The following is a 25,951-nucleotide window of genomic DNA, read 5'->3' on the forward strand; positions in this document are numbered from 1 at the left end:
ATCCCAACCGGAGCATGTGTCATGCCGACTTTCAATATCCAGCTGTTCGAAGGCCGCACCGTCGAGCAGAAGCGCGCATTCGTCGAAGCGATCACGCGCGTCACGTGCGAGACGCTCGGCTGCACGCCGGGCTCGGTCGATATCATCATCACCGACGTGAAGAAGGAGAACTGGGCGACCGCAGGCAAGATGTGGAGCGACGAGCGCTGAGAGCGCGTCGCACCAAAACGACGCGCTTCCGAAACAGGGCAGCGCGTCGTCATCGTCTGATCGCGACGCGGTTCCGATCTGACCGCCCTCTCGATCGACATCCTGCAGCCTCTTCAATACCCGATCGTCGGCAGCTATCTCGATATATCGCCGTTGACAACGATTCTCGCTACCACTAACTTTCGAGAACATCGCGGCGCCCAGGGAGCATTCCGATCCAACTGCGAAGTGAATCAAATATTTTCTGCAGATTTTTTATGCAAATATATTCGCATAACGAATCATTATTTCTTCCTTGGTACGCGAAGCAGCGGTGTTGTTTTCGTCGGCAACCCGACCACCTGCAACGCGCTCGAGACCCTGCCGCGGCGTCGAACGTGGAGAGAAATACCCGAGCGAAATATTCGCCAATGATCGTACCAACAGGCAACACATGATTTCGGACAAACACGTCGCACGTGCGCTGAATGATCTGATCCTGCAAATGGGCGCCGATCTGGACCGCTCCCTGCTGACAGTGAAAGCGTCGTGTCCCGACGCCGAGTTCGTGATCTATCGCACATTCGTTTCGTCGCTGTTGACCACGATGCTGGTCGACTTCATGAATCCGCTCCATGCACGACACCCCGACCTGAAGCCGCCCGAACTCTCATGATCCCGGCCCGCGCCGCCCGTCGCGGCGTTGGGAGCGGCTTCCGCAGCACCGGCCCTCGCCCGTTGTGCGCCCGCACATCGCTTTGTCACGCAATCGGCGCATAATGCCGGACAGACTCAGCAGCCAATGGCCACCCGACGGAGACCGCCATGGAAGCGAAGAACGAGGAAGTGGTCACACACCTGCTCTCCGACGTCGTCGAATTCGCGCGCGCTCGGCTGCCCGAAACCACGTTCCGGATCGTCGAACCTTTCCTGCGTCATTACTACGATTTCGTCGATGCCGACGATCTGCAGAACCGCGGCATCGCCGATCTGTACGGCGCCGCGATGGCGCACTGGCAGACCGCCCAGAAATTCGTGCCCGGCAGCGAGCGCCTGCGCGTGTACAACCCGATTCTCGAACAGCACGGCTGGCATTCCGATCACACGGTGATCGAGATCGTCAACGACGACATGCCGTTCCTGGTCGACTCGGTGACGATGGCCATCAACCGTCTCGGGCTCGCGCTGCATTCTGCGCTGCATCCGGTGTTCCGCATCTGGCGCGGCGCCGGCGGCGGCATCGAGCGCGTCGACGCGGGCGGCGCGACGTCCAGCGACGGCCAGTCGCAGCTCGCGTCGTTCATCCATTTCGAAGTCGACCGCTGCGGCGACGCCGCGTTGCTCGACACGCTGCGCGAGGACATCGCACGCGTGCTCGGCGACGTGCGCGCGTCGGTCGAGGACTGGCCGAAGATCGTCGACATCGTCCGCGCGACGATCAAGGAGATGAAGGCGCGCGAATCGACCGCGGAGGACATCGAGGCGCGTGCATTCCTCGAATGGATGGCCGCCGATCACTTCACGTTCCTCGGTCAGCGCGACTACGCGCTCGTATCGGACGGCACGGGCTTCGGCCTGCGCGGCATCGAGGGCTCGGGCTTCGGCATCCTGCGCGAATCGCTGCGCACGTCCGACGCGCCCGACGTGACGCCGCTGCCGCAAGCCGCCGCCGACATCATCACCGGCGCGTGGCCGATTTTCCTGACCAAGGCGAATTCGCGCGCGACCGTGCACCGCCCCGGCTATCTCGACTACGTCGGCGTGAAACTCGTCGGCGCCGACGGCAAGGTCACCGGCGAGCGTCGCTTCATCGGGCTCTATACGTCGACCGCGTACATGGTGTCGAGCGCCGAGATCCCGATCGTGCGCCGCAAGTGCGCGAACATCGTGCGGCGCGCGGGCTTCTTGCCGAAGGGGCATCTCGGCAAGTCGCTCGTGACGGTGCTCGAAACCTATCCGCGCGACGAACTGTTCCAGGCCGACGAAGACCAGCTCTACGACATCGCGCTCGGCGTCCTGCGCCTACAGGAACACCAGCGCACGCGCCTGTTCGTGCGCCGCGACCGGTTCGATCGCTTCGTGTCGTGTCTCGTGTTCGTGCCGCGCGACAAGTACAACACCGACCTGCGCCGCCGCATCGCGAAGCTGCTCGTCGATGCCTACAACGGCGTGAACGTCGAATTCACGCCGCTGCTGTCGGAATCGGCGATCGCGCGGATTCATTTCGTCGTGCATGCCGAACCGGGCACGATGCCCGACGTCGACACGCGCGAACTCGAAACGCGGCTCGTGCAGGTCACGCGCCGCTGGCAGGACGATCTCGCCGACGCGCTGCTCGACGCATTCGGCGAAGAGCAAGGCAACCGGTTGCTGCAACGCTATGCCGATTCGTTCCCGGCCGGCTATCGCGACGACTATCCGGCGCGCACGGCCGTACGCGACATCGAGCTGATCGAGCGCGTGAAGGATTCGGGCCAGCTCGCGATGAACCTGTACCGGCCGATCGAGGCGGAGCCGCGCGCGTTCCGCTTCAAGGTGTATCGCGCGGGCGACCCGATCGCGCTGTCGCGCAGCCTGCCGATGCTCGAACACCTCGGCGTGCGCGTCGACGAGGAGCGGCCGTACCGGATCCAGACGCAGGATGCCGCGCATGCGTGGGTACACGATTTCGGCCTGGAGCTCACGGACGATACCGAATTCGACATCGAGCGCGTGAAAGGCCTGTTCGAGGATGCGTTCGACCGGATCTGGAGCGGCCGGATCGAGAACGACGACTTCAATCGCCTCGTGCTGCGCGCGCACCTGAGCGCACGCGAAGTGACGATCCTGCGCGCGTATGCGAAATACCTGCGGCAGGTCGGCTCGACCTTCAGCGACGCATATATCGAACGCGCGCTGACCGGCAATCCGGCGATCGCACGGCAACTCGTCGAGCTGTTCCTGCTGCGCTTCGACCCGCACATCGGCAACACGCGCGACGTGCTGGCCGAACGGCTGCTGAAGGCGATCGAAGGCGCGCTCGACCAGGTGCCGAACCTCGACGAGGACCGCATCCTGCGCCAGTTCCTCGGCGTGATCAATGCGACCGAGCGCACGAACTACTTCCTCGCCGACGCGAACGGCGAATCGAAGCCGTACCTGTCGTTCAAGTTCGATCCGGCGAAGGTGCCCGGCCTGCCCGAACCGAAGCCGATGTTCGAGATCTGGGTGTATTCGCCGCGTGTTGAGGGCGTGCACCTGCGCGGCGGGCGCGTCGCGCGCGGCGGCCTGCGCTGGTCGGATCGCCGCGAGGATTTCCGCACCGAGGTGCTCGGGCTGATGAAGGCGCAGATGGTGAAGAACGTCGTGATCGTGCCGGTCGGCTCGAAAGGCGGCTTCGTCGTGAAGAACCCGCCTTCGCCCAGCGATCGCGAAGCATGGATGCGCGAAGGCATCGCGTGCTACCAGACGTTCCTGCGCGGGCTGCTCGACCTGACCGACAACCTCGCCGGCAACGCGATCGTGCCGCCGCCCGACGTGGTGCGCCACGACCCCGACGATCCGTACCTGGTCGTCGCCGCCGACAAGGGCACGGCCACCTTCTCCGACTATGCGAACGCGATCTCGCACGAATACGGCTTCTGGCTCGACGATGCGTTCGCGTCCGGCGGCTCGGTCGGCTACGACCACAAGAAGATGGCGATCACCGCGCGCGGCGCGTGGGAATCGGTGAAGCGGCACTTCCGCGAGATGGGCGTCGACACGCAGACCACCGACTTCACCGTGGTCGGCGTCGGCGACATGTCGGGCGACGTGTTCGGCAACGGGATGCTGCTGTCGCCGCATATCCGGCTGGTCGCCGCGTTCGATCACCGGCACGTGTTCCTCGACCCGAACCCCGACCCGGCGACGAGCTTCGCGGAGCGCCAGCGCATGTTCGCGCTCGAACGCTCGAGCTGGGCCGACTACGACACGGCCGCGATTTCGCCGGGCGGCGGCGTGTATCCGCGCACCGCGAAAACGATCCCGCTGTCGCCGGCCGTGCAGGCCGCGCTCGGCATCGACGCGCACGCGCTGCCGCCGACCGAGCTGATCCGCGCGATCCTGCAGGCGCCGGTCGACCTGCTGTACAACGGCGGCATCGGCACCTACGTGAAGGCGGCGCGCGAAACCCACGCGCAGGTCGGCGACCGCGCGAACGACGCGGTGCGCGTGAACGGCGCGGACCTGCGCTGCAAGGTCGTCGGCGAAGGCGGCAATCTCGGCTGCACGCAGTTCGGCCGCATCGAGTTCGCGCAACGCGGCGGCCGCATCAATACCGATGCGATCGACAACTCGGCCGGCGTCGATTGTTCGGATCACGAAGTCAACATCAAGATCCTGCTCGGGCTCGTCGTTTCCGACGGCGAGATGACCGAGAAGCAGCGCAACGCCCTGCTCGCCGAAATGACCGACGAAGTCGGGCTGCTCGTGCTGCGCGACAACTACTACCAGACGCAGGCGCTGTCGATCGCGGGCCGCTATGCCGTCGAGATGCTCGACGCCGAGGCGCGCCTGATGCGCTGGCTCGAACGCGCGGGCCGCCTGAACCGCGTGATCGAATTCCTGCCGACCGACGACGAAGTCGCCGAGCGGCAGGCCGCGAAGGTCGGCCTCACGTCGCCGGAGCGCGCGGTGCTGCTCGCGTACAGCAAGATGTGGCTCTACGACGCGCTGCTCGAATCCGACGTGCCCGAGGATCCGCTGGTGGCCGCGATGCTCGTCGACTACTTCCCGAAGCCGCTGCAACAGCGCTTCAGCGAGCCGATGCGTCGCCATCCGCTGCGCCGCGAGATTCTCGCGACGCACCTGACCAACGCACTCGTGAACCGCGTCGGCTGCGCATTCGTGCACCGGCTGATGGAGGAAACCGACGCGAAGCCCGGCGACATCGTACGGGCGTGCATCATGGCGCGCGACGTGTTCGACCTCGATGCGGTATGGCGCGACATCGACGCGCTCGACAACCGTGTCGCCGACGACGTGCAGGCGCGCATGTTCGTCGACGTCGCTCGGCTGCTGGAGCGCGCGGCGCTGTGGTTCCTGCGGCATCTGCAGTCGGGTGCGGTGGCCGACGGCGGTGTCGCCGGATTGATCGCGCGCTGCCGCGACGCGGTGCAGCGCATCGCGCCGCAACTGCCGTCGCTGCTGCCGGCCGACGATCTCGATGCGCTGTCCGAGCGGCAGCGCGTGCTGGTCGACGCCGGCGTCGACAGCGCGCTCGCGATACGCGTCGCGAGCGGCGACATCTCGGCCGCGCTGCTCGACATCGCCGAAGTGGCGGCGACCTGCAACCGCAGCCTCGAACTCGTCGCCGGCGTCTATTTCTCGCTCGGCACGCTGCTCAATTACGGGTGGATCGGCGAACGCGCGGCGACACTGCCGACGCCGACGCATTGGGACATGCTCGCGCGCGCCGCCGCACTCGCGGAAGTCGCGCGGCTCAAGCGCACGCTCGCGACGAGCGCGCTCGCGGAATCGCCGGATTCGACCACGCCGGACACGATCGTCGGCGCGTGGCGCGCGCGCCGCGAGGCCGCGCTCGCGCGCTACGAGCACCTGCTCGCGGATCTGCGCGCATCCGGCGGCGCGAGCCTCGCGGTGCTGCTCGTGGTCGTGCGGGAGATGGCCGTGCTCGAACGCGCGTGACGGGCGCGACGGGCGTGACGGGCGCGACAGGTCAGACCGTCGCGACGAGCAATTCTTCCGCGCGGTTCGGCGGCCGCAGGCCGTCCGTGCGATCGGCGAAATAACGGCGCGTCAGTTCGGCGGCCGAAACGTGTTCGGCCTTCGCAAAGCCGGCCTCCCGTGCGAGCGCCTGGATCTGCGCCGGCATGAAGAAGCTGATGAACGGCGTGCCGCTCGCACGCGCGCCCTTCGCGGCCATTTCCAATCCCGGGCGCACGTCCGGATCCGCGTTCTCCAGCGGCAACAGGAACGTCATCGCGAACGTCGAACCCGGCGCGAGCGACGCGGCTTCGCGTAGCGCGGCCGCATTCGCTTCGCGTGTCAGATACATGCTGACGCCGGTGGACACCACGACCGCCGGCTTGCCGGCATCGAAGCCCGCGCCGACGAGCGCGTCGCGCCACGACTGCTTCGCCTCGAAATCGACAGGCACGAAGCGCAGCCAGTCGGGCACGCCGGAGCCGAGCTCGACCAGGCGGCGCTGCTTCCAGCGCTGCGGCGCCGGCTGGTCGACTTCGAACACCGTCACGCGCGACGCCATGTCCGGCCGGCGCTGCGCGAAGCTGTCGAGCCCCGCGCCGAGAATCACGTACTGACTCACGCCGCGCGCGGCCTGCTCGGCCACGAGATCCTCGATGAAGCGCGCCCGCGCGACGATCGAGGCGCGAAACGGCCGCGTGAACCGCGGATCCATGTCGCCGCGCTGCTGCCAGCCGGGTTCCGGCGCGAGCAATTGCAGCCCGATTTCGTCGGCGATCACATGCGGCGGTGCGTCGAGCTCGACGTGCAGCGCGCGCCACAACGCGACGCGCGCGGCCGTGCCGTCGGGCGCGTCGTCTTCGCGGATATCGGTCATGTCGACCTCACGCGCCCTGCTTGCCCGGCGCCTGCAGACGCCAGACGCGGCCGTCCGGATCGCGCACGGTCATGTCGCGCGTGCCCCAGTGCGTGTCCTCGAACGGCGTGACGACATCGACGATCGGCTGCGGCTGCACCGCCTGCTCGTCGGCGACCTTGATCACGACCTGCATGTCGGGCTTTTCGCTCGGCGGCACTTCGGCGATGAACAGGAACGGACCGTCGCCGCTGCGCAACTGGCCCGAGTTGTGATCGGTTTCGAATTCCAGCCTGAAGCCCAGCGCCTGAAAGAACTTCGCCGACTTGCCCCAGTTGTGCGTGGTCAGATACACGGCTTCGATTCGCTCGGATGACATGTCACTCCTCCTTGTTGGACGGTCCCGCGCCGATCGGCGGCGCGGCCAGGTACGCGCGCAACGCGTCGGCCACGAGCGCGGACAGCGATTGCTCCGTTTCGATGGCGCGATGCTTGACCTGCCGGATCAGGCCGAGCGGCAGGTACACGTTGAATTGCTTCACTTCTTCGTCGGTCATGGAGGCTAGTATGCTAGCAATCTAGCAAAAGTCAACTGAGGGTGATGGCGGGACGGTCGCGGCCCGCGTGCAGGCCGCCGTCGGATGTCGTGTGTCCGCGTTACCTCGCGCTGCGTGCCGCGAGCCGCACGAACAGCGCATCGAGGTCGAATCCCGCCGTATTGACGCCGATCGTGTCGCGCAGGCACGCCGCCCAGTCGGCTGCATCGTCGAACGTGACCGTGCGGCCGGCTCCCGCCGCGTCGCGCAGCGTCAGCACGGTGTTGAGCAGCGCCGCGCGGCCGTGCGGCAGCACACGGCATGCGATCAGGTCGTTCACGAAGATCGATTCGGGATACGTCGACGTGAACCAGTTCGCGGCCTCGTAATCGATCCATTCGGCCGGCTTCAGCGAGAAGCGGTAGGTCGTCTGCCAGCCGTCGGGGATCTCGAACTGCATGTCGAATTCGCCGTCGACCGGCGCATCGATCACGCGAAACGCGCCGTGCGGCGTCAGTTGCCGCTCGCCCGGCACGAAGCGCAGCGGCGTGGTCAGCGTCGCGCTGCCGAAGCCGATGTCCGCGAGCCATGCCGCGCCGTCGAGGTCGATGCGCAGCAGCATGTGCGTCTGCGCGGTGACGATCTCGGGCGGCCGCATCCAGCGCACGCGCGCGATCAGCGGCGTCACGCGAAAACCGATCGTCGTGAGCGCGGTATGGAACAGCTTGTTGAGTTCGAAGCAGTAGCCGCCGCGGCGGCGTTCGATCACCTTGTCGACGATCGCGGGCAGGTCGAGCGCCACCCGCGCGCCGGTCAGCGGATTGAGGTTTTCGAACGGAATCGCCTGCGGATGCAGCAGATGCAGCCGGCGCAGCACGTCCAGCGTCGGCTCGGCCGGCCCGTCGTAGCCGATGCGGGAGAAATAGCGCGAGAGGTCGAACGAGTCAGTCATGAACCGGCACCGATAAAGGAACACGCCACGATAGCATCGCGCGAAATCCCCATGTTGTGCGGGACCACGGTTCGTCGCCGGCGTGCGCGATGCCGGCTACGCATCGCGCACGCACCCGCCCCACGTTACGGCAGCAGCTTCAGCGCGGACGACGCAACCGACGGCACCGAAATGCCGTGGCTCGTGGCGAACTGCACGGCCTGGCCGAGCGTCGCGGCAAGCGATTGCAACTGGCCCGGCGCGCTTTGCGCGATATACGACGCGGCCTGCATGTTCTGCGGATTCAGGCCCGATTGCAGCAGCGACGCCGCGCTCGTCGAGCCCAGATTGCCGAGCCCCGACTGCAGTTGCGAATACTGCGTGAGCCCCTGGCCCAGCGACGCGAGGCCGTTGCTGAACGCCTGCTTGTCGATCGGGCCGTGCGTAGCGCCGCCGCTCGCGAACGCCTGGCCGAGCGCCTGCGACACCGATTGCTGCGCGCCGCCCATCTGCGACAGCGTGGCCGGCGACAGCGCATCGCCGCCGGACAACTGGCTCGCGGCCTGCTGCGCCTGCCCGGCCGCCCCCGTCAGCCCCATCGCCGACGCGAGCGACGACTGGCCGTTCAGCACCTGCTGGTTCGCACCGACATAGGCCTGCAGCAACTGCGCGACACCGCCCTGCGCAGGCGCCGCCTGCTGCTGCCCGCCGCCGAGCAGCGACGCGCCGATCGACTGCAGGTCGAGTTGCGCGTGTGCGGCGCCGCTCACCAGGATGCCGAACGCGATGCCTGCCGAGGCCAGATGCCGGCCCGTCGCGCGAATGTGCTTCATGTGTTTCCCTCGTGCCCGAATTGTCGAGGCGATATTGTCGAAGCGCGTCACGCGCCGCCGCAACGACTGAAACACATCGAAACGAAATCGGACCGCGTCGCCGCTTGCAATTCGGCGGCCGACGGCCGCCGTCGAGCGGATTCGCGTGCGTTTGCCGCGCGATGCCGCGCACGTACCGCGATTCGTTCTCCGGTCGCATCAATGGATACCGGCCCGTGCCGGCGACGCGACGAAACGAAACGCATCCGCCGGCGCGCTTCGCGTCGAGCGATGCAAAACGAAACGGGCAGCTCGCCGCCGCCCGTTTCGTCACCCGGCTTGCCGACTGCCTGCCGGCCGCGGTATTACGCCGCCATCCACGCAGGCACCCGCCGGGCCACCCAGTCGGCCGCCTGCTCGTAGCCGCGCGCGAGCTGCAGCACGGCGAGATCGGCGCGCGGACGGCCGATCAGTTGCATCCCCATCGGCAAGCCCGCATCGTTGAAACCGACCGGCACGTTGATCACCGGGCAGCCGGCCAGCGTCCACGGCACGACCGTTTCCATCCAGCGGTGGTACGTGTCCATCGCCCGGCCCGCGATCTCTTTCGGCCAGCGCTGGTCGACGTCGAACGGGAACACCTGCGCGGTCGGCGCCGCGATGAAGTCGTAACGGTCGAAGAAGCGCAGCACCGCCTGATGCCACGCGGTCCGTTCGACGCTCGCGTCGAACACCGCCGCGCCCTGCATCGCGAGCAGCCCTTCGACCTCGTAGATCGCCTCGGGCTTCAGCAGCGCGCGGCGCGCCGGGTCGCGATAGTGCGCGAGCAGCCCGCCGCCCGACAGCAGGTGCCGATGCGCGAGCCACAGGCGCCAGATCCGGTCGGGCGCGAATGCCGGCAGCGCTGCATCGACGTCGCAACCGATCTCGCGCAGCGTCGCCAGCCCGCGCTCGCACTGCGCGAGCACGCCGGCCTCGGTCGCGAGATAGCCGTTCCAGTCGCCGACCCACGCGACGCGCTTGCCGCGCAGGTCCGCGTCGAGCGGCTGCGCGAACACCGCCGGATCTTCCGCGAGCGACAGCGGATCGTTGCGGTCGTAGCCGGCCTGGATCGCGAGCAGTTGCGCGACGTCGCCGACGGTACGGCCCATCGGCCCTTCGATGCCGAGCTGCTGCATGAATACGTCGACGCCGGGCCAGCGCGGCACGCGGCCCTGCGACGGACGGAAGCCGTAGATGTTGCAGAATGCGGCCGGATTCCGCAGCGACCCGCCAAAATCGCTGCCGTCCGCCACCGGCAGCATCCGCGACGCGAGCGCCGCCGCCGTGCCGCCGCTACTGCCGCCCGCGCTCTTCGTCAGGTCGTACGGGTTGCGCGTCGCGCCGTAGACCTCGTTGAACGTGTGCGAACCGAGCCCGAACTCGGGCGTATTGGTCTTGCCGATGAAGATCGCGCCGGCCGCGCGCATCCGCGCGACGCCGACGGAATCGGCCTGCGGCACGTTCTCTCGGAAGATCGGCGAGCCGTAGGTAGTCCGCAGCCCCTTCGTCGTCGCCAGATCCTTCGGCGCCTGCGGCATCCCGTGCAGCCAGCCACGGTACTCGCCACGCGCCAGCTCGGCATCCTTTTCCGCGGCTTCGGCCAGCAGCGCATCGCGCTCGCGCAGCGCGACGATCGCGTTGACCGCGCCGTTCACGCGCTCGACATGATCGAGATACGCACGCATCGTCTCGACGCACGACACCGCCTTGCCGCGGATCGCCGACGCGAGCTCGCCGGCCGACAGGCGCACGATCGGATCGACGGGAACGGAAGCGGGAGCGAGAAACTGCGGGGCGCCGTGCGGCATGCGGGTCTCCTGGGAAGCGGTATCGGATGGCGCGCCGCCGGGCGGCGGCCGACGCTCTACTCTACGCGACGCCACCCGGGCGACCTCCGATATTTTGCGGCGCGATTCATTGCGGATCCGACTGAATCGCGCTCGCGCGGATAGTCCGCGAGGACCAGCCAGGGCCGGGGCCGCCGCCGCGAGCAGCCGTTTATGCGCATAAACTTAAATTTCTTATATTTTTAATCGGTGCATCACGGGACCGCGCGTTAACGACATTTTTATGCGGCCGGCCGATCTCTTTAGATCGTTTCGTCCGGTCGCCCGCTACGCTGGAAGCACTTCGTTTCCGGGTTTATCGTCCATGCTCAAGCTGCTGGTTCCGGTCGGCCATTCACCGCGCTCGCTTCAGGCCGTCCGGCACGCGACGTTTCTGTATCGCGAGCGCTGCGCATCGGAGGTCGTGCTGGTCAACGTGCAGGCGCCGCTTGAATCGACGCGGCTCGAGGCCTATCACCCGCTGTCGCGGTTGCGCGCGATCGAGGCACAATTCGCGACCGACGATCTCGCGATGGCCGAACGGATTCTGCGCGATGCGGACGTGAAGTTCAGCGTCGTGATGAAGGTCGGGCCCGTGGCCGATACGATCGCGGCCACGGCAGCCGAAACCGGGTGCGACGAGATCGTCGTGGCCGTGCCGGGACGCGATCCCCTGCACGCGTTGATGTCGGTGTTTCGGCGCAGCGTGATGGCCCAGCTGATGCGGATTTCGAACGTGCCGGTGACGGCGGTGCAATGACCGGTACTGCACGGCGCGCGTACGCACCGTGCGCACGCTGTGGCGCAGTCAGTCGATGACCTTGCGCCAGAACACCAAATAGGCGGCTGCCGAAGACGCCAGCAGCAGGATGGCCCACATCGGGGCAAGACTGATCAGGACGGAAGAGACGTTCAACATTTGGATTCCTCACTATTTCGACAGCGATATTCAACACCTGCCTGCTTGCCGGACCCGATGCGTCGATTCCGCATCGCGTTCCGTCAAATCATGCATTCATGCTATCGCTTTGAACGGCCGCGCGACCGTCGCCGCCTGCCCGCACCCTGACATTCGTCAAACTCGCGCGCATTGCCCGCCCATCGAGCGGCGACGCGAAAACAGGACAGGATCGCCCTGCCGCGCCACCGCTTTCAGCAGACGTTTACCGGGGGAAGCCCCAAGTGCTTCGTCGAACGTGTCCGCGTTACGCTTGAGCAACGAGGAGACGAACCATGAGACGAGCCGTACATATCGCTGTTTTTGCATTGCTGGCCTATCTCATCGGCGATCGCGCGATCCTGCACGCGCAGGGCCGCGACGCCAGCCCACTCGCGTGCGAGCAAGGCGCCGCGCAGGTGAAGAGCGACGCGCTCGGTCGCGGCTTCGGCGAAGCCGCCGCCGGCAGCCAGAGCGAGGCATTCATGTCGGGCTGCCTGGTGACGGGACGGAGCGACCAGGACGTCGCGATGGCCGCCCGCTGACGCGTATCATCCGGCGGCAGGCCAGCTACGCCCGAAGTCGCAGGCACGGGCGTCGGTTCGCACTGCCTGTCGCCACGTCCCGATCGACGTTTCGGCGGACGTCGCCGTCCGCCCTCCCTTCCCCGCTACCCCCGACATGACCGATTCGAACACCGCGCTGATCCAGCGCTTCTACACGGCCTTCCAGCAGCGCGACATCGACGCGATGCTCGCGTGCTATGCCGACGACGTCGTATTCAGCGATCCCGCATTCGGCGAACTGCGCGGTGAACTCGCGCGCGACATGTGGCGGATGCTGGTCGCGCGGGCCCAGGAGTTCTCGCTGACGTTCGGCGAAGTCGCCGCGGACGAGCAGGCCGGGCGTGCGAAGTGGAGCGCGCACTACCGGTTCGCCGCGACCGGACGGATGGTGGCCAACCGGATCGACGCGCGATTCCGGTTTCGCGACGGATGCATCGTCGAGCATCGCGACCATTTCGACCTGTGGCGCTGGGCGCGTCAGGCACTCGGCATGAAAGGCGCGCTGCTGGGCTGGACGTCTTTCATGCAGCGCGCGATCCGCGCGCAGGCACGGAAAAATCTCGACGCATATCGCGCCAAACGCAAATAAGCCAGGCGGCGCGGTCGCGCCGCTACGGCTTCATCGCCGCATCGATCGGGTCGCAGGCCATATTCGGCAACGCGCCGTCCAGACTTGAGGCCGTTCTGGCGATACCGGCTTTCATCGGCCTCCGGATGCCGCCGGCAAGCCCTACGCGCCCTTTGCCGTAGCCGTACGTGGTGGGCGCGATGTCCGGCCGTCGCGGCCGGCAGCATCGCACCGTCCCGATAAGTAGATCCCGCGCTTCCCCCCCCCGCCATACATACGACCGGCAGAACAGGCTCCTCCCCTGCGACCGCGCATCCCTTCTTGCGCGTCTTAACTCTTATATAAGACATAAGACATTTGACGTTCCACATCATTGAGATTAGAATTCCGCTCAAAGCAGTGCCTGGAATAGCCCCGGAGTGCCGGCAAGGCCTTCCCCTCAAACGCAATATCAGCAGGTCTCCCCATGCTTGAAAACTTTCGTGCTCACGTGGCCGCCCGCGCCGCGCTCGGTATTCCTCCCCTGCCGCTGACGGCTCAACAGACCGCCGAACTGGTCGAATTGCTGACGAACCCGCCCGCCGGCGAAGAGCAGACGCTGGTCGACCTGATCACCCATCGCGTGCCTGCCGGCGTCGACGAAGCCGCCCGCGTGAAGGCCGGCTTCCTGGCCGCCGTGGCCAAGGGCGAGACCGCCTGCCCGCTGATCTCGCGTGCACGCGCCACCGAGCTGCTCGGCACGATGCTCGGCGGCTACAACATCCAGCCGCTGATCGAGCTGCTGTCGGACGAAGCCGTCGCCGCGGTGGCCGCCGACGCGCTGAAGAAAACCCTGCTGATGTTCGACCAGTTCCATGACGTGAAGGAACTCGCCGACAAGGGCAACGCGCACGCGAAGGCCGTGCTGCAAAGCTGGGCCGATGCCGAATGGTTCACGAGCCGCCCGGAAGTACCGGAAAGCCTGACCATCACCGTGTTCAAGGTCACGGGCGAAACCAACACCGACGACCTGTCGCCGGCGCCGGACGCCACCACCCGCCCGGACATCCCGATGCACGCGCTGGCGATGCTGAAGAACGCACGCCCGGGCATCACGCCGGAAGAAGACGGCAAGCGCGGGCCGGTCAAGTTCATCGAATCGCTGAAGGAAAAGGGTCACCTGGTCGCCTACGTCGGCGACGTGGTGGGCACTGGCTCCTCGCGCAAGTCGGCCACCAACTCGGTGCTGTGGTTCACCGGCGAAGACATCCCGTTCGTCCCGAACAAGCGCTTCGGCGGCGTGTGCCTCGGCGGCAAGATCGCCCCGATCTTCTACAACACGATGGAAGACGCCGGCGCGCTGCCGATCGAGCTCGACGTGTCGCAAATGGAAATGGGCGACGTGGTCGAACTGCGCCCGTACGAAGGCAAGGCCCTGAAGGACGGCCAGGTCATCGCCGAATTCCAGGTGAAGTCCGACGTGCTGTTCGACGAAGTGCGCGCCGGCGGCCGCATTCCGCTGATCATCGGCCGCGGCCTGACCGCGAAGGCACGTGAAGCGCTCGGCCTCGCGCCCTCGACGCTGTTCCGCCTGCCGCACCAGCCGGCCGACAGCGGCAAGGGTTTCTCGCTCGCGCAGAAGATGGTCGGCCGCGCCTGCGGTCTGCCGGAAGGCCAGGGCGTGCGCCCGGGCACGTACTGCGAACCGAAGATGACCTCGGTCGGCTCGCAGGACACCACGGGCCCGATGACCCGCGACGAACTGAAGGATCTCGCGTGCCTCGGCTTCTCGGCCGACCTCGTGATGCAGTCGTTCTGCCACACCGCCGCTTATCCGAAGCCGGTCGACGTGAAGACGCACCAGACGCTGCCGAACTTCATCAGCACGCGCGGCGGCATCGCGCTGCGCCCGGGCGACGGCGTGATCCACTCGTGGCTGAACCGCATGCTGCTGCCCGACACCGTCGGCACCGGCGGCGATTCGCACACGCGCTTCCCGATCGGCATCAGCTTCCCGGCAGGCTCGGGTCTCGTCGCGTTCGCGGCCGCCACCGGCACGATGCCGCTGGACATGCCGGAATCGGTGCTGGTCCGCTTCAAGGGCAAGATGCAACCGGGCGTCACGCTGCGCGACCTCGTCAACGCGATTCCGCTGTACGCGATCAAGCAAGGCATGCTGACGGTCGCCAAGCAAGGCAAGAAGAACATCTTCTCAGGCCGCATTCTCGAAATCGAAGGCCTGCCCGACCTGAAGGTCGAGCAAGCGTTCGAGCTGTCGGATGCGTCGGCCGAGCGTTCGGCTGCCGGTTGCACGGTGCACCTGAACAAGGAGCCGATCATCGAATACCTGAACAGCAACGTCACGCTGCTCAAGTGGATGATCGCGCAGGGCTACCAGGATCCGCGCAGCCTGCAGCGCCGCATCGCGGCGATGGAACAGTGGCTGGCCGACCCGCAACTGCTGTCGCCGGATGCCGACGCCGAATACGCGGCCGTCATCGAGATCGACCTCGCCGACATCCACGAGCCGATCGTCGCGTGCCCGAACGATCCGGACGACGTGAAGACGCTGTCGGACGTCGCCGGTGCGAAGATCGACGAAGTGTTCATCGGCTCGTGCATGACCAACATCGGCCACTTCCGTGCCGCGTCGAAGCTGCTGGAAGGCAAGCGCGACATTCCGGTCAAGCTGTGGGTCGCGCCGCCGACCAAGATGGACCAGAAGCAGCTGACGGAAGAAGGCCACTACGGCGTGTTCGGCACGGCCGGCGCGCGCACCGAAATGCCGGGCTGCTCGCTGTGCATGGGCAACCAGGCACAGGTGCGCGAAGGCGCGACGGTCATGTCGACGTCGACCCGCAACTTCCCGAACCGCCTCGGCAAGAACACGAACGTGTACCTCGGCTCGGCGGAACTGGCGGCGATCTGCTCGCGTCTGGGCAAGATCCCGACCAAGGAAGAGTACATGGCCGACATGGGCGTGCTCACCGCCAACGGCGACAAGATCTATCAGTACATGAACTTCGACCAGATCGAAGACTTCAAGGAAGTGGCCGACACCGTGCAGATCTAAGCATGCAGTCGGGTTGCGGCGGGTGGTCGACGTCGCAGCGCACCGAAAGGCGCCGCGGGCCGAATGGCCGCGGCGCTTTTTTTATGCGTCGGCGAACGGAAGCGCCTGCGCGGTCAGTCGTACAGCGCGTGAAGCCGCTCGACCACGTCGAACGGCAAACCTTCGTCATAGCCGTCCGCTTCGTCGAGATCAACGTACTCGCGACCGTCGGCGGGCTGCAGCATCAGTGCCGGCACGGGCCGCGCGACCGGTACATCCGGATAATCGTTCGGGCCCGCGCCATCGAAGTCATGCGGATCGAACCAGATTCCGCGACCGGCGTAATAGCCTTCCGCATAACGTTGCTCGATTTCGCGAAGCAACCGGAACGTCTCCAGTTGATACGACGTGTCGCCCAGATCGCTTTCGTTCGCATACTGCACGAACCACGCGGCGCCGAGATTCCAGTAGATCAGCAGCGCGGTCGCGCGATCGATGTTGCGGTTGTCCAGCAGCCAGCGCAACGCACGGCCGTTGTCGTCGTAATTGGAGCGTGCGGCGAACCGGTGCCACTGCTCGGGTGTCGCGCCCTCGAGCCAGGTCCGGACGATGTCCCACGCCTTCTGTTCGATTTCGGAGTCGTCCATGGATTGCGCCTTGCGGAATGAGCGGTAACGGGAAGGGCTTCGATGACCGGCGATTCCAGCGCCGCTTCGCGACACTCATGCGGCGCCGCCGCCCGGCTCGCGACGGATCACCAGTTCGTTGAAGCCGGTGCCCGCATCGGGCTCGCGCGAGAAACGATGCGCGGGCAGCAGCGCGAGCAGGATCTCGGCCGTCGTGCGCACCACGCAGCCGTGCGCGACATGGCCGCCCGTCACGCGGCCGTCTGCGTCCGAGACCGACATATGCAGATGCGCGCCGTCCGGCGACACCGAACCGGCCAGCGTCAGGATTTCGAGGTCGCCGCGCAGCTCGGTCGGCTGGTCGGCGCCGGCGAAGCGCAGCTGCGCGACGCTCAGGCTACCGATGCCCTGGATCACGAAGGCCGCGTGCGAGTCGTGGCGACGCAACGCCGCTTCGATGGCGCCGCGCAGATCGTCGCCGGGGGAAAGGCGCAGTGGATGGGCTTGCATGGTCGATAACCTGTTCGTCAGCGGATTGTCGACCAAGGGTAAGTTCACGCCGACAATCCCGCAAGTCACCCCGCTCCGCCCGTCCCAGCCCGCCTCTCCCGCCTGCGTCTGCGCGCCATGCCGGCACCGCACTCATGAGAATTGCTGATGAATCCACCGCCAAAGAATCGTTTGTTGCGGTGGAATCCGACTTCGATAATTTGTCCCGAGGCCCGCATCCTGCCCCGCTCAGGTCAGGGCAACACATTCAACAGATGCCCAGGAGACGAGACAATGAACGCCCCCGCCGAAGTCAAACAATTTCCGCTGGTCCAGCTCGAAACCGTACTGAAGCCGATCGACCAGGCCACCGGCCTCGGCAACGAGTTCTACACCGACGAGCAGTATTTCAAGCACGAGCGCGATGCGGTGCTGAGCCGCGACTGGGTCTGCATCGGCTTCGCCGACGATATCAAGCAGAACTCGTCGGTCCGACCGATCGATTTCATGGGCCTGCCGCTGCTGATGATGCGCAACCGCGAAGGCGTGCTCCAGGTGTTCCACAACGTCTGCAGCCATCGCGGCATGAAGCTGGTGCACGAAGCCGGCGAGATTCAGGGCGTGATCCGTTGCCAGTATCACTCGTGGACCTACGATCTCAACGGCGTGCTCAAGGGCACGCCGCACGTCGGCGGAATCAACCAGCACAAGGACCCGCGTTTCGCCTGTGAAAAGCACGGCCTGAAGGCGCTGCGCAGTCACGTGTGGATGGGCATGGTGTTCGTGAACCTGTCGGGCACCGCGCCCGATTTCGACGAAGCGATCAAGCCGCTGACCGATCGCTGGCAGCCGTTCCTCGGCACCGATGGCCTGTCGCTGATCCGCGCGCCGCACGACAGCGGGTCGTGGTCGCTGGAGGTCAACTGCAACTGGAAGCTGGCCGTGGAGAATTACTGCGAGGCCTATCACCTCCCGTGGGTTCATCCGTCGCTGAACTCGTATTCGCGCCTGGAAGACCACTACAACATCGCGTTCGCCGACCGCTTCGCCGGCCAGGGCAGCCGCGCGTACAACCTCGCCGACGTCGAAGGTACGTCGCTGCCGACCTTCCCGACGTGGCCTCGCGATCGGCTGCGCACGGCCGAATACGTCGCGCTGTTCCCGAACGTGCTGCTCGGCATCCAGGCCGACCACGCGTTCGCGATGGTCCTGCAGCCGGTGGCGGCAAACCGCACGGTCGAGCATCTGCGGCTGTTCTTCGTCGGCGACGACGCCGCGCACGATCCGGGCTATGCGGCAAGCCGGCACGCGGTGCTGGCCGCGTGGCGCGTGGTGTTCTCGGAAGACATCGGCGCCGTCGAAGGCATGCAGGCCGGTCGCCAGTCGCCGGGCTTCAAGGGTGGCGTGTTCTCGCCCGAAATGGACGCGCCCACCCATTATTTCCATCGCTGGATGGCCAGCCAGGTGCTCGAGAACGGACAGGCGCACTAGGAGCCCGCAATGGAAAACGCACTCAACCGACACTGGCTGAACTATATCGACGGCGAATGGGTCGACAGCCCGCGCCGCCTCGACGTCGCGAACCCGGCCGACGCGGAACCGTTCGCGACCGTTGCATTGGCATCGACCGACGACGCCGAGCGCGCACTCGACGCCGCGACGCGCTGCGCGGACAGCGGCGCGCTGACCCGCCCGCGCCCTGCAGAACGCGTCAAGTGGCTGCTGCGCATCGCTGACGAAATCCGTGCGATAACGGAGGAAGGCGCGCGCATTCTTTGTCGTGAAAACGGCAAGCGCCTGAGCGACGCACGTGACGAGTTCGTCGAGGCCGCGCGCTACTTCGAATACTACGCAGGCCTCGCCGACAAGCTCGAAGGCATCTCGGTGCCGCTCGGCGACGACTACGTCGACTTCACGCACTACGAACCGATGGGCGTGTCGGTGCAGATCGTGCCGTGGAATTTCCCGGTGTCGATCTGCGCGCGCTCGCTGGCGCCGGCACTGGCCGCCGGCAACGCGGTGATCGTGAAGTCGCCGGAACTCTCGCCGCTGGGCATGTGCACGCTGTTCGAGGCAATCGAACGCGCAGGCCTGCCGCGCGGTGCGGTACAACTGCTGTGCGGCCTCGGTAGCGAAGTCGGTGCCCATCTCGCCGCGAGTCCGAAGACCCGGCAAATCGTCTTCACCGGCTCGGTGCCGACCGGCCGCGCGATTCTCGCGGCCGCCGCGCAATGGGCGACGCCCAGCGTGATGGAACTCGGCGGCAAATCGGCGGCCATCGCGTTTCCCGATTGCGACCGCGAACAACTGCTCACCAGCGTGAAGAGCGGCATCTTCTTCAACGCGGGCCAGGTGTGCTCGGCGATGTCGCGCCTCGTCGTGCATCGAAGCATTTACGACGAAGTGGTTGCCGCTGTCGCGAATCTGGCGCGCGACCTCGTCGCCGGCCGTGGCGAACACGACCCCGACCACACGCCGCTGATCAGCGCGGACCAGCTCGACCGTGTCGCGTCGATGTGCCGCGAGGCGATCGAAGCGGGCGCGCGGGCCGTCGCCGGCGGCGATCGGCTCGGCGGCCGCGGCGGGCACTACATGCAGCCGACCGTGTTCGCCGACGTGCATCCGCGGATGAAGATCGCACGCGAGGAAGTGTTCGGACCCGTGCTGGCCGTGATCCCGTTCGACACCGAAGACGAAGCCGTCGAGATCGCGAACGGCACGCCGTTCGGCCTCGTGGCCGGCGTGTTCACGCGCGACGTCAATCGCGCGCTGCGCTTCACGCGGCGCCTGCGCGCCGGACAGGTGTTCGTCAACGAATGGTATGCCGGCGGCATCGAAACGCCGTTCGGCGGCATCGGCCTGTCCGGGTTCGGCCGCGAAAAAGGCCAGGAAGCGATCTACAGCTACGTGCGGACGAAGAACGTGGCGTTCCGCGTCGCCCGCGACTGAGAGAGACACGACGATGAAGAAGTGGCTCTGTGTCATTTGCGGGCTGATCTACGACGAGGCCGAGGGCTGGCCCAAAGACGGCATCGCCGCCGGCACGCGCTGGGAAGACGTGCCGGACGACTGGAAATGTCCCGAGTGCGGCGTCGGCAAGTCCGATTTCGAAATGATCGAAATCGGCAACGACGCGGCGTCGGCCGCACCGGCCGTGCCAGTCGTGCCAGCCGTGCCGATGCCGTCGCCGCCGGCCGTCGCCGCCGGGCCGACGCGCGCGCCGATCGTCATCGTCGGTTCGGGTCACGCCGGCTACAGCCTCGCGCAGGCCGTGCGCCAGCGCGATCCCGACGCCGACATCGTGATCCTGACACGCGAATCGGGTCATCTCTATTCGAAGCCGGCGCTGTCGATCGCGACCTCGCAGGGCCGCAGCGCGGACGCGCTGATCGTCGAATCGCCGTTCGACATCGAGCGGCGCCTGAAGCTGCGCGTGTACCCGCACTGCGACGTGCTGGCGATCGATGCGGCGTCGCACGTCGTGCGCACCGCGTTCGGCCCGATGCCGTATGCGAAGCTCGTCCTCGCGCTCGGCGCGAGCCCGATCCGCATCGACGTCGCGGGGCGCGCCGACGCGCTGCTCAGCGTCAACAACCTCGACGACTATCGCGAACTGCGTGGCCGGCTGCACGGCGCATCGCGCGTCGCGATCGTAGGCGACGGGCTGATCGGCTGCGAATTCGCGAACGACCTGGCCGCCAGCGGCTTCGACGTGAACGTGATCGGTCTCGGTCAGTGGCCGCTCGAACGCCTGCTGCCGAAGCAGGCCGGCCAGCACCTGCAACGCGCGCTCGCCGGCCTCGGCGTCGGCTGGCATCCGCGCAACTCGGTCGCGGCCATCGATGGCGAGCCCGGAAGCTGGACGCTCACGCTCGCGAACGGCAGCCGGCTCGACGCGGACGTCGTGATTTCCGCGGTCGGCCTCGCGCCGAACGTCGCGCTCGCGGCCGCATGCGGAATCGACGTCGGCCGCGGCATCCGCACCGATGCGCAACTGCGGACCAGCCTGCCAGACGTGTACGCGCTCGGCGATTGCGTCGAGATCGACGGCCGGCCGGCACCGTACCTCGCGCCGATCAATCACGGCGTGAGCGCCCTGGCACGCACGCTGACCGGCCAGCCGACCGACGTGTGCTACCCGCCGATGCCTGTCCATGTGAAGACGCCCGTTGCACCGCTGAGCTTCCTGCCGCCGCCCGCAGCAGCAGCCGGTGAATGGCGCGTCGACGCAACCGCCGACGGCTTCAGCTGCGCGCACGTCGACGGCGCGGGCCGCCTGTGCGGCTTCGCACTGATCGGCCAGCAAGCGCAGACGCTGCGGGCCGGCTGGGTGAACGCGTGCAAGTCCGCCACCGGCCAAACCGTGTCCTGACATTCCAAGAACATCATGAACCTGCCCCACGACGACAGCAGTTGCGGCTGGTATGCTGCACTGCCCCTTCCCGCGCCCGCGAACCGGCTTGCCGGTCGCCAGGTGGCCGACTACGCCGTGATCGGCGCCGGCTTCGTCGGCCTCGCGGCCGCCCGCCGGCTCGCGCTTCACGAGCCCGACGCCCGCATCCTGCTGGTGGATGCGCAACGCGTCGGCGAAGGCGCATCGGGCCGCAACTCCGGCTTCGTGATCGACCTGCCGCACAAGTTCGCGCTCGAAAATCCGGACCCGGAATTCAAGCAGCGCCTGTTGCGCCTGAACCGCGCGGCAATCGCGCAGCTTCAGGCGCTGATCGGCGAACACGACATCGCGTGCCAGTGGTCGCATGCCGGCAAATATCAGGGCGCGGTCGGCGAACGCGGCCTCGCCTATCTCGAACACTTCGAGAAGCTGATGAGCGGTCTCGGCGAACCGTTTCGCTCCGTCGAAGGCGCGGCGCTGAACGCGGTGCTCGGCACGTCGCACTACAGCCGCGCGGTGTACACGCCGGGCTGCTATCTGATGCAGCCGGCCGCGCTCGTGCGCGGGCTCGCCCGCTCGCTGCCGGAAAACGTCGAGCTACTCGAGCACTCGCCGATCCTGCGCGTCGAGCGCGACGTCGGCGGCTACGCGCTGCACGGCGCGAACGGGCAGATCCATGCGCGGCGCCTGCTGCTCGGGACGAGCATCTTCACGCGCGAATTCGGCTACCTGCAGAACCGCCTGCTGCCCGTGATGACGTTCGCGAGCTGGACCGCGCCGCTGGACGACGCACAGAGCCGACGCTACCGTGGCCGGTTCGACTGGGGGCTGACGCCGGCCGACCATGCGGGTACGACCGTTCGCATGACGCAGGACCGACGCATCATCATCCGCAACACGTACCGGCACGTGCCGAAGTACGGCCGCAGCGTCGACGAAGCCGCGCGCCACGCAATTCGCGCCGATCACCGCAACGCGTTCCTTGCGCGCTTCCCGGAACTGTCGGACGTGCCGTTCACGCACACCTGGGGCGGCGTTTATGCGATCTCGCGCAACTTCACCAACTTCTTCGGCGAACTGGAAGACGGCGTGTTCGCATCCGCATGCGACAACGGCGTCGGCGCGGCATGGGGCACGATCTCCGGCACGCTGCTGGCCGACCGCGCGGTCGGCGCGTCGTCGCCGCTGCTCGACGACATCCATGCGGTCACCGGCATGCCGTCGCTGAACCCGCCGGAGCCGTTGCTCGGGCTCGGCGTGCGGACCCGCATCCGGCTCGCCGCGTGGAAAAGCCGGAGCGAGCTGTGAACGCCCGTGCCGACGCGACCGCCTCGGCCCGGCTAGTCGACCACGCCGATCTCGGCTTCGTGGTGCGCGGCGGCCCGCCGGGCGCCGCGTATGTTGCGCGTGCGCTGCCGGACGACGTGTCGCCGAACCTAGGCATCGGTTTCGCCCGCTGGGAAGGGGCGAAAGTGAGCTGGACCACGCTGTACGAAGAGGCGATCTTCACGATCGAAGGCTGCCTCGAAGTCGATACCGGCGGCGTCACGCATCGCGTCAGTCCGGGCCAGGTACTGTGGCTGCCGAAGTACACGACGCTCGTCTACTCCGGCTTCGCGCTGTTCGGCTACGTGGTCTATCCGGGAAACTGGAAACAGACGTGCGACGACGCGGATCGGGACGAGCCCGAGCGCCACGCGCCGCCTCGCTGAGCGGCGGGTTCGGGTAGTGTCGTTCTCGACTTGACGGCGCCCGCGGCTCGGGCAGAATTCGGTCGAGAACCAGCCCGACCAGCAGGACGCCCGGCGGGAAACGCGCGCCGGGCGCGTTTCCCGTCACGCCGCCGAAACGGGACTCGACTGACAAAAAGCTGTACGGAGACACCCGTTCCCCCATGAAGATCCAGCCATTGCCGCCGTTCAAGGCATTGATCGCTTTCGAGGCGACCGCGCGCCTCGGCAGCTTCACGCGCGCGGCGGACGAACTCAACGTCACCCAGGGCGCGATCAGCCGGCAGATCGGCCTGCTCGAAGACATGCTCGGCGCCCATCTGCTCGATCGCACCACCCGTTCGGTGCGCCTGACGCCGACCGGCGAGCAGTACTTCCAGTCCTGTCGGGAGTCCTTACTATCGCTCGCCGAGGCCACGCAACTGGTCAAGCGCTGGCACGGCGATCAGCAGGTGACGGTCGCGACCAGCACCGCGCTCGCGTCGCTGTGGCTGCTGCCGCGCATTCCGGAATTCAACGAGACGCACAGCGGCATCGACCTGCGCATCGTCGCGTACGACCACGTAAAGGATTACCGCAAGCTGGAGTGCGACCTCGCGGTCTACTACTGCAAGAGCCCGCCCGAATCGATCAAGAGCACGCCGATCTGCAGCGAGGAAATCTTTCCGATCTGCAGCCCCGCTTATCTCGCGCGCCGTCCGGAGGTGCGCCGTGCGGAAGATCTCGCGTCATGCACCTGGCTGTGGCTCGACGAATCGGAGCGCGACTGGGTCACGTGGCCCGACTGGTTCCGTCGCCTCGGGCTGCCGGCCGTCGCTCCGCGCAACAAGATCAACCTCAACAACTATGCGATGGTGATCCAGGCCGCGTTGAGCGGGCAAGGCGTCGCGCTCGGCTGGCGCAACCTGATCGACCCGTACCTGCGGGACGGCACGCTGGTGCGCGCGGTACCGGAAACGCTCGAAACGGACGGCCAGTTCCTGATTCTCGAGCCGTCCGGCCCGCATGAACGGCGCAAGAGCGTCGGCAGTTTCCGCGACTGGCTGCTGTCGCTCCGCTAGATTCGACACGTCGCGTTTTTCGTTATTCCTTCACGGCGTTTTCGTCGGACGGAATGCGTTCGCGTGCGCGCACCGCAAGCGCGCCGGACAACGGTTCCGCACGCTGCGTCTATTACAAAAAATGATGAATCGACGCACGAAATATCGTTTGTCCGGCCCGGCCGATTTCCACACACTCTCCTTGCCAGTTGATCCAGATCAGGTCGTCAGAACCTTCATCGGCTGGACCTGCCGTCCTGCACAAACACAAGGAGACATCATCGTGTCAAAAGCCCTATCTTCCACGCCGAGCGCGCGCACGCAGCGCGCCGGCGCGCAATCCGTCAAGCACCGGCGCTTCCTGGCGAAACTCACGACCGTGATTTCCGGCGGGATGTTCATTGACGGTTTCATCCTCGGCTGCATCGGCATCGTGATGCCGGCGATCAGCCGCGACCTGCAACTGTCGCCGGCCTGGGAAGGCCTGATCGGCGCATCCGCGCTGATCGGCATCTTCATCGGCGGCCCGCTCGGCGGATGGCTCGCCGACAAGGTCGGGCGCCGACCGATGTTCACGATCGATCTCGCGATCTTCCTCGTCGGGTCGGCCGCGCAGTTCTTCGTGACCGATGCATGGCAACTGTTCATCGTGCGCGTGCTGATGGGCATCGCGATCGGCGCCGACTATTCGATCGGCTGGCCGCTGCTCGCCGAATTCTCGCCGGCCCGCCTGCGCGGCAAGCTGCTGTCGATCGTCGAGCTCGCGTGGTACGTCGGATACCTGATTTCCTATGCGGTGGGCTACGGTCTCACCGTATCGTCGACGGCCGGCTGGCACGTGATCCTCGGCCTCAGCACGGTGCCGACCGTCATCGTGTTCCTGCTGCGCCTCGGCACGCCCGAATCGCCGCGCTGGTTGATGAGCCAGGGCCGCACGGACGAAGCACGGGCGCTCGCGGAAGAGCACATGGAGCCGGAAGAGCTGCACGACCTCCAGTCCCAGCGCGCGACCGGCAAGCAAGGCTTCGGCCGCCTGTTCTCGGCCGACTACCTCAAGACCACGATGTTCGTGTCGATCTTCTGGGTGTGCAACGTCACGCCGTACTTCGCGATCGGCTCGTTTGCGCCGATCGTGCTGGAGAAGCTCGGGCTCAAGGAGGGACTGACGGGCGGCCTGGTGCTGAACGGCGTCGCGGTGCTGGGCACGATCGTCACGGTGATGTTCGTCGAGCGTGTCGGCCGTCGCATGCTCGGCATCCCGCCGTTCTTCATCTCGGCGGCCGCGCTGGTGGGCGTTGCACTGTTCGCGCATGTGTCGCCCGTCGTCATTCTCGTCTGCTTCTTCACGTTCTCGCTGGTCAACGCGATTTCCACGACGCTGTGCGGCGTCTATCCGGGCGAAGTGTTCCCCACGGAAATCCGCGGGATCGGCGTGGGCTTCGCGACCGCGTTCTCGCGCATCGGCGCCGCGCTCGGCACGTTCCTGTTGCCGCAGGTCATCAGCGCGTACGGGGTCAACGTCGCGCTGCTCATTGCCGCCGGCATCTGTCTGTTCGGCGGGATCGTGTCGTACTGGCTGGCACCTGAAACCAAAGGCAAGCTGCTGAGCGAAGTGTCCGCCCCGCAACGGGGAACGGCAGCGGTCCGCACGGCCGGCTGACACGGACATCCGCCGTCGAGGGCGGGCGCATTGA

At 66.8% G+C, this 25,951-nt stretch carries 22 protein-coding genes; 14 read left to right on the plus strand and 8 right to left on the minus strand.

All coding sequences use genetic code 11. The features are described 5' to 3' along the window. Window positions 1-21 precede the first annotated feature (21 nt). The 3 genes from HWX09_RS18540 to HWX09_RS18550 all read left to right on the plus strand — a co-directional run bounded on the left by HWX09_RS18540 (window position 22) and on the right by HWX09_RS18550 (window position 5,856). On the plus strand, window positions 22-210 hold the full coding sequence (locus tag HWX09_RS18540) for a 4-oxalocrotonate tautomerase (protein WP_027780922.1): 189 nt from the start codon (window positions 22-24) through the stop codon (window positions 208-210). A 433-nt stretch (window positions 211-643) separates the two neighbouring features. After that, window positions 644-865 carry a hypothetical protein gene (locus HWX09_RS18545; RefSeq protein WP_027780923.1) on the plus strand — a complete coding sequence of 74 codons (222 nt, stop codon included), beginning with the start codon at window positions 644-646 and terminating at the stop codon, window positions 863-865. A 149-nt stretch (window positions 866-1,014) separates the two neighbouring features. Beyond that, the gene (locus tag HWX09_RS18550) at window positions 1,015-5,856 is read left to right on the plus strand and encodes an NAD-glutamate dehydrogenase (RefSeq protein WP_027780924.1); all 4,842 of its coding nucleotides are present in this window, start codon (window positions 1,015-1,017) and stop codon (window positions 5,854-5,856) included. A gap of 31 nt (window positions 5,857-5,887) precedes the next feature. Here HWX09_RS18550 and HWX09_RS18555 read toward each other — a convergent pair whose 3' ends face one another. The 6 genes from HWX09_RS18555 to HWX09_RS18580 all read right to left on the minus strand — a co-directional run bounded on the left by HWX09_RS18555 (window position 5,888) and on the right by HWX09_RS18580 (window position 10,859). Next, window positions 5,888-6,751, minus strand: a complete 864-nt coding sequence (locus HWX09_RS18555) for a class I SAM-dependent methyltransferase (RefSeq protein WP_027780925.1) — start codon at window positions 6,749-6,751, stop codon at window positions 5,888-5,890. Window positions 6,752-6,758: 7 nt separating this feature from the next. Next, the gene (locus HWX09_RS18560; RefSeq protein ID WP_027780926.1) at window positions 6,759-7,109 is read right to left on the minus strand and encodes a glyoxalase; all 351 of its coding nucleotides are present in this window, start codon (window positions 7,107-7,109) and stop codon (window positions 6,759-6,761) included. Between the two features lies 1 nt (window position 7,110). Further along, complete coding sequence (locus tag HWX09_RS18565; protein ID WP_034185225.1) at window positions 7,111-7,287, minus strand: ribbon-helix-helix protein, CopG family; 177 nt, start codon at window positions 7,285-7,287, stop codon at window positions 7,111-7,113. A 100-nt stretch (window positions 7,288-7,387) separates the two neighbouring features. Then, window positions 7,388-8,218 (minus strand): arylamine N-acetyltransferase, encoded by an 831-nt coding sequence (locus tag HWX09_RS18570; protein WP_027780927.1) that lies wholly within the window; start codon window positions 8,216-8,218, stop codon window positions 7,388-7,390. Window positions 8,219-8,343: 125 nt separating this feature from the next. Next, window positions 8,344-9,030, minus strand: a complete 687-nt coding sequence (locus HWX09_RS18575) for a hypothetical protein (RefSeq protein WP_027780928.1) — start codon at window positions 9,028-9,030, stop codon at window positions 8,344-8,346. Between the two features lie 344 nt (window positions 9,031-9,374). Continuing rightward, on the minus strand, window positions 9,375-10,859 hold the full coding sequence (locus HWX09_RS18580; RefSeq protein ID WP_027780929.1) for an amidase: 1,485 nt from the start codon (window positions 10,857-10,859) through the stop codon (window positions 9,375-9,377). A 343-nt stretch (window positions 10,860-11,202) separates the two neighbouring features. Here HWX09_RS18580 and HWX09_RS18585 point away from each other — a divergent pair, with 343 nt between their 5' ends. From HWX09_RS18585 to acnB, 4 genes are all read left to right on the plus strand, one after another. Next, the gene (locus HWX09_RS18585; RefSeq protein WP_027780930.1) at window positions 11,203-11,637 is read left to right on the plus strand and encodes a universal stress protein; all 435 of its coding nucleotides are present in this window, start codon (window positions 11,203-11,205) and stop codon (window positions 11,635-11,637) included. A 473-nt stretch (window positions 11,638-12,110) separates the two neighbouring features. Then, window positions 12,111-12,359 (plus strand): hypothetical protein, encoded by a 249-nt coding sequence (locus HWX09_RS18590; RefSeq protein ID WP_027780931.1) that lies wholly within the window; start codon window positions 12,111-12,113, stop codon window positions 12,357-12,359. Between the two features lie 136 nt (window positions 12,360-12,495). Continuing rightward, a complete protein-coding gene (locus HWX09_RS18595; protein WP_027780932.1) occupies window positions 12,496-12,969 on the plus strand; it encodes a nuclear transport factor 2 family protein in 474 nt (157 codons plus the stop codon). 445 nt (window positions 12,970-13,414) lie between these two features. After that, the gene (gene acnB, locus HWX09_RS18600; protein ID WP_027780933.1) at window positions 13,415-16,000 is read left to right on the plus strand and encodes a bifunctional aconitate hydratase 2/2-methylisocitrate dehydratase; all 2,586 of its coding nucleotides are present in this window, start codon (window positions 13,415-13,417) and stop codon (window positions 15,998-16,000) included. 113 nt (window positions 16,001-16,113) lie between these two features. On the opposite strand, the gene HWX09_RS18605 is transcribed toward acnB, so the two are convergent. Continuing rightward, complete coding sequence (locus HWX09_RS18605; protein WP_027780934.1) at window positions 16,114-16,626, minus strand: DUF4274 domain-containing protein; 513 nt, start codon at window positions 16,624-16,626, stop codon at window positions 16,114-16,116. Between the two features lie 75 nt (window positions 16,627-16,701). Beyond that, the gene (locus HWX09_RS18610) at window positions 16,702-17,115 is read right to left on the minus strand and encodes a PPC domain-containing DNA-binding protein (RefSeq protein ID WP_027780935.1); all 414 of its coding nucleotides are present in this window, start codon (window positions 17,113-17,115) and stop codon (window positions 16,702-16,704) included. Window positions 17,116-17,388: 273 nt separating this feature from the next. On the opposite strand from HWX09_RS18610, the gene HWX09_RS18615 reads away from it, so the two are divergent. From HWX09_RS18615 to HWX09_RS18645, 7 genes are all read left to right on the plus strand, one after another. Beyond that, window positions 17,389-18,585: an aromatic ring-hydroxylating dioxygenase subunit alpha gene (locus HWX09_RS18615; protein WP_027780936.1), complete on the plus strand. Its 1,197-nt coding sequence runs from the start codon at window positions 17,389-17,391 to the stop codon at window positions 18,583-18,585. A gap of 9 nt (window positions 18,586-18,594) precedes the next feature. After that, window positions 18,595-20,043, plus strand: coding sequence for an aldehyde dehydrogenase family protein (locus HWX09_RS18620; protein ID WP_027780937.1), 1,449 nt, complete (start codon window positions 18,595-18,597; stop codon window positions 20,041-20,043). A gap of 13 nt (window positions 20,044-20,056) precedes the next feature. Then, window positions 20,057-21,466: an FAD-dependent oxidoreductase gene (locus HWX09_RS18625; protein WP_027780938.1), complete on the plus strand. Its 1,410-nt coding sequence runs from the start codon at window positions 20,057-20,059 to the stop codon at window positions 21,464-21,466. A gap of 15 nt (window positions 21,467-21,481) precedes the next feature. Beyond that, window positions 21,482-22,795 carry an FAD-binding oxidoreductase gene (locus tag HWX09_RS18630; protein WP_080681166.1) on the plus strand — a complete coding sequence of 438 codons (1,314 nt, stop codon included), beginning with the start codon at window positions 21,482-21,484 and terminating at the stop codon, window positions 22,793-22,795. Next, complete coding sequence (locus HWX09_RS18635; RefSeq protein WP_051421292.1) at window positions 22,792-23,199, plus strand: ethanolamine utilization protein EutQ; 408 nt, start codon at window positions 22,792-22,794, stop codon at window positions 23,197-23,199. The genes HWX09_RS18630 and HWX09_RS18635 overlap by 4 nt, the downstream gene beginning before the upstream one ends. A 182-nt stretch (window positions 23,200-23,381) precedes the next feature. Further along, the gene (locus HWX09_RS18640; protein ID WP_027780940.1) at window positions 23,382-24,278 is read left to right on the plus strand and encodes a LysR substrate-binding domain-containing protein; all 897 of its coding nucleotides are present in this window, start codon (window positions 23,382-23,384) and stop codon (window positions 24,276-24,278) included. 262 nt (window positions 24,279-24,540) lie between these two features. Beyond that, window positions 24,541-25,917, plus strand: a complete 1,377-nt coding sequence (locus tag HWX09_RS18645; protein WP_051421293.1) for an MFS transporter — start codon at window positions 24,541-24,543, stop codon at window positions 25,915-25,917. The last annotated feature ends 34 nt before the right edge of the window (window positions 25,918-25,951 follow it).

The organism is Burkholderia sp. BCC1208, assembly GCF_902833095.1.
GTDB lineage: Bacteria > Pseudomonadota > Gammaproteobacteria > Burkholderiales > Burkholderiaceae > Burkholderia.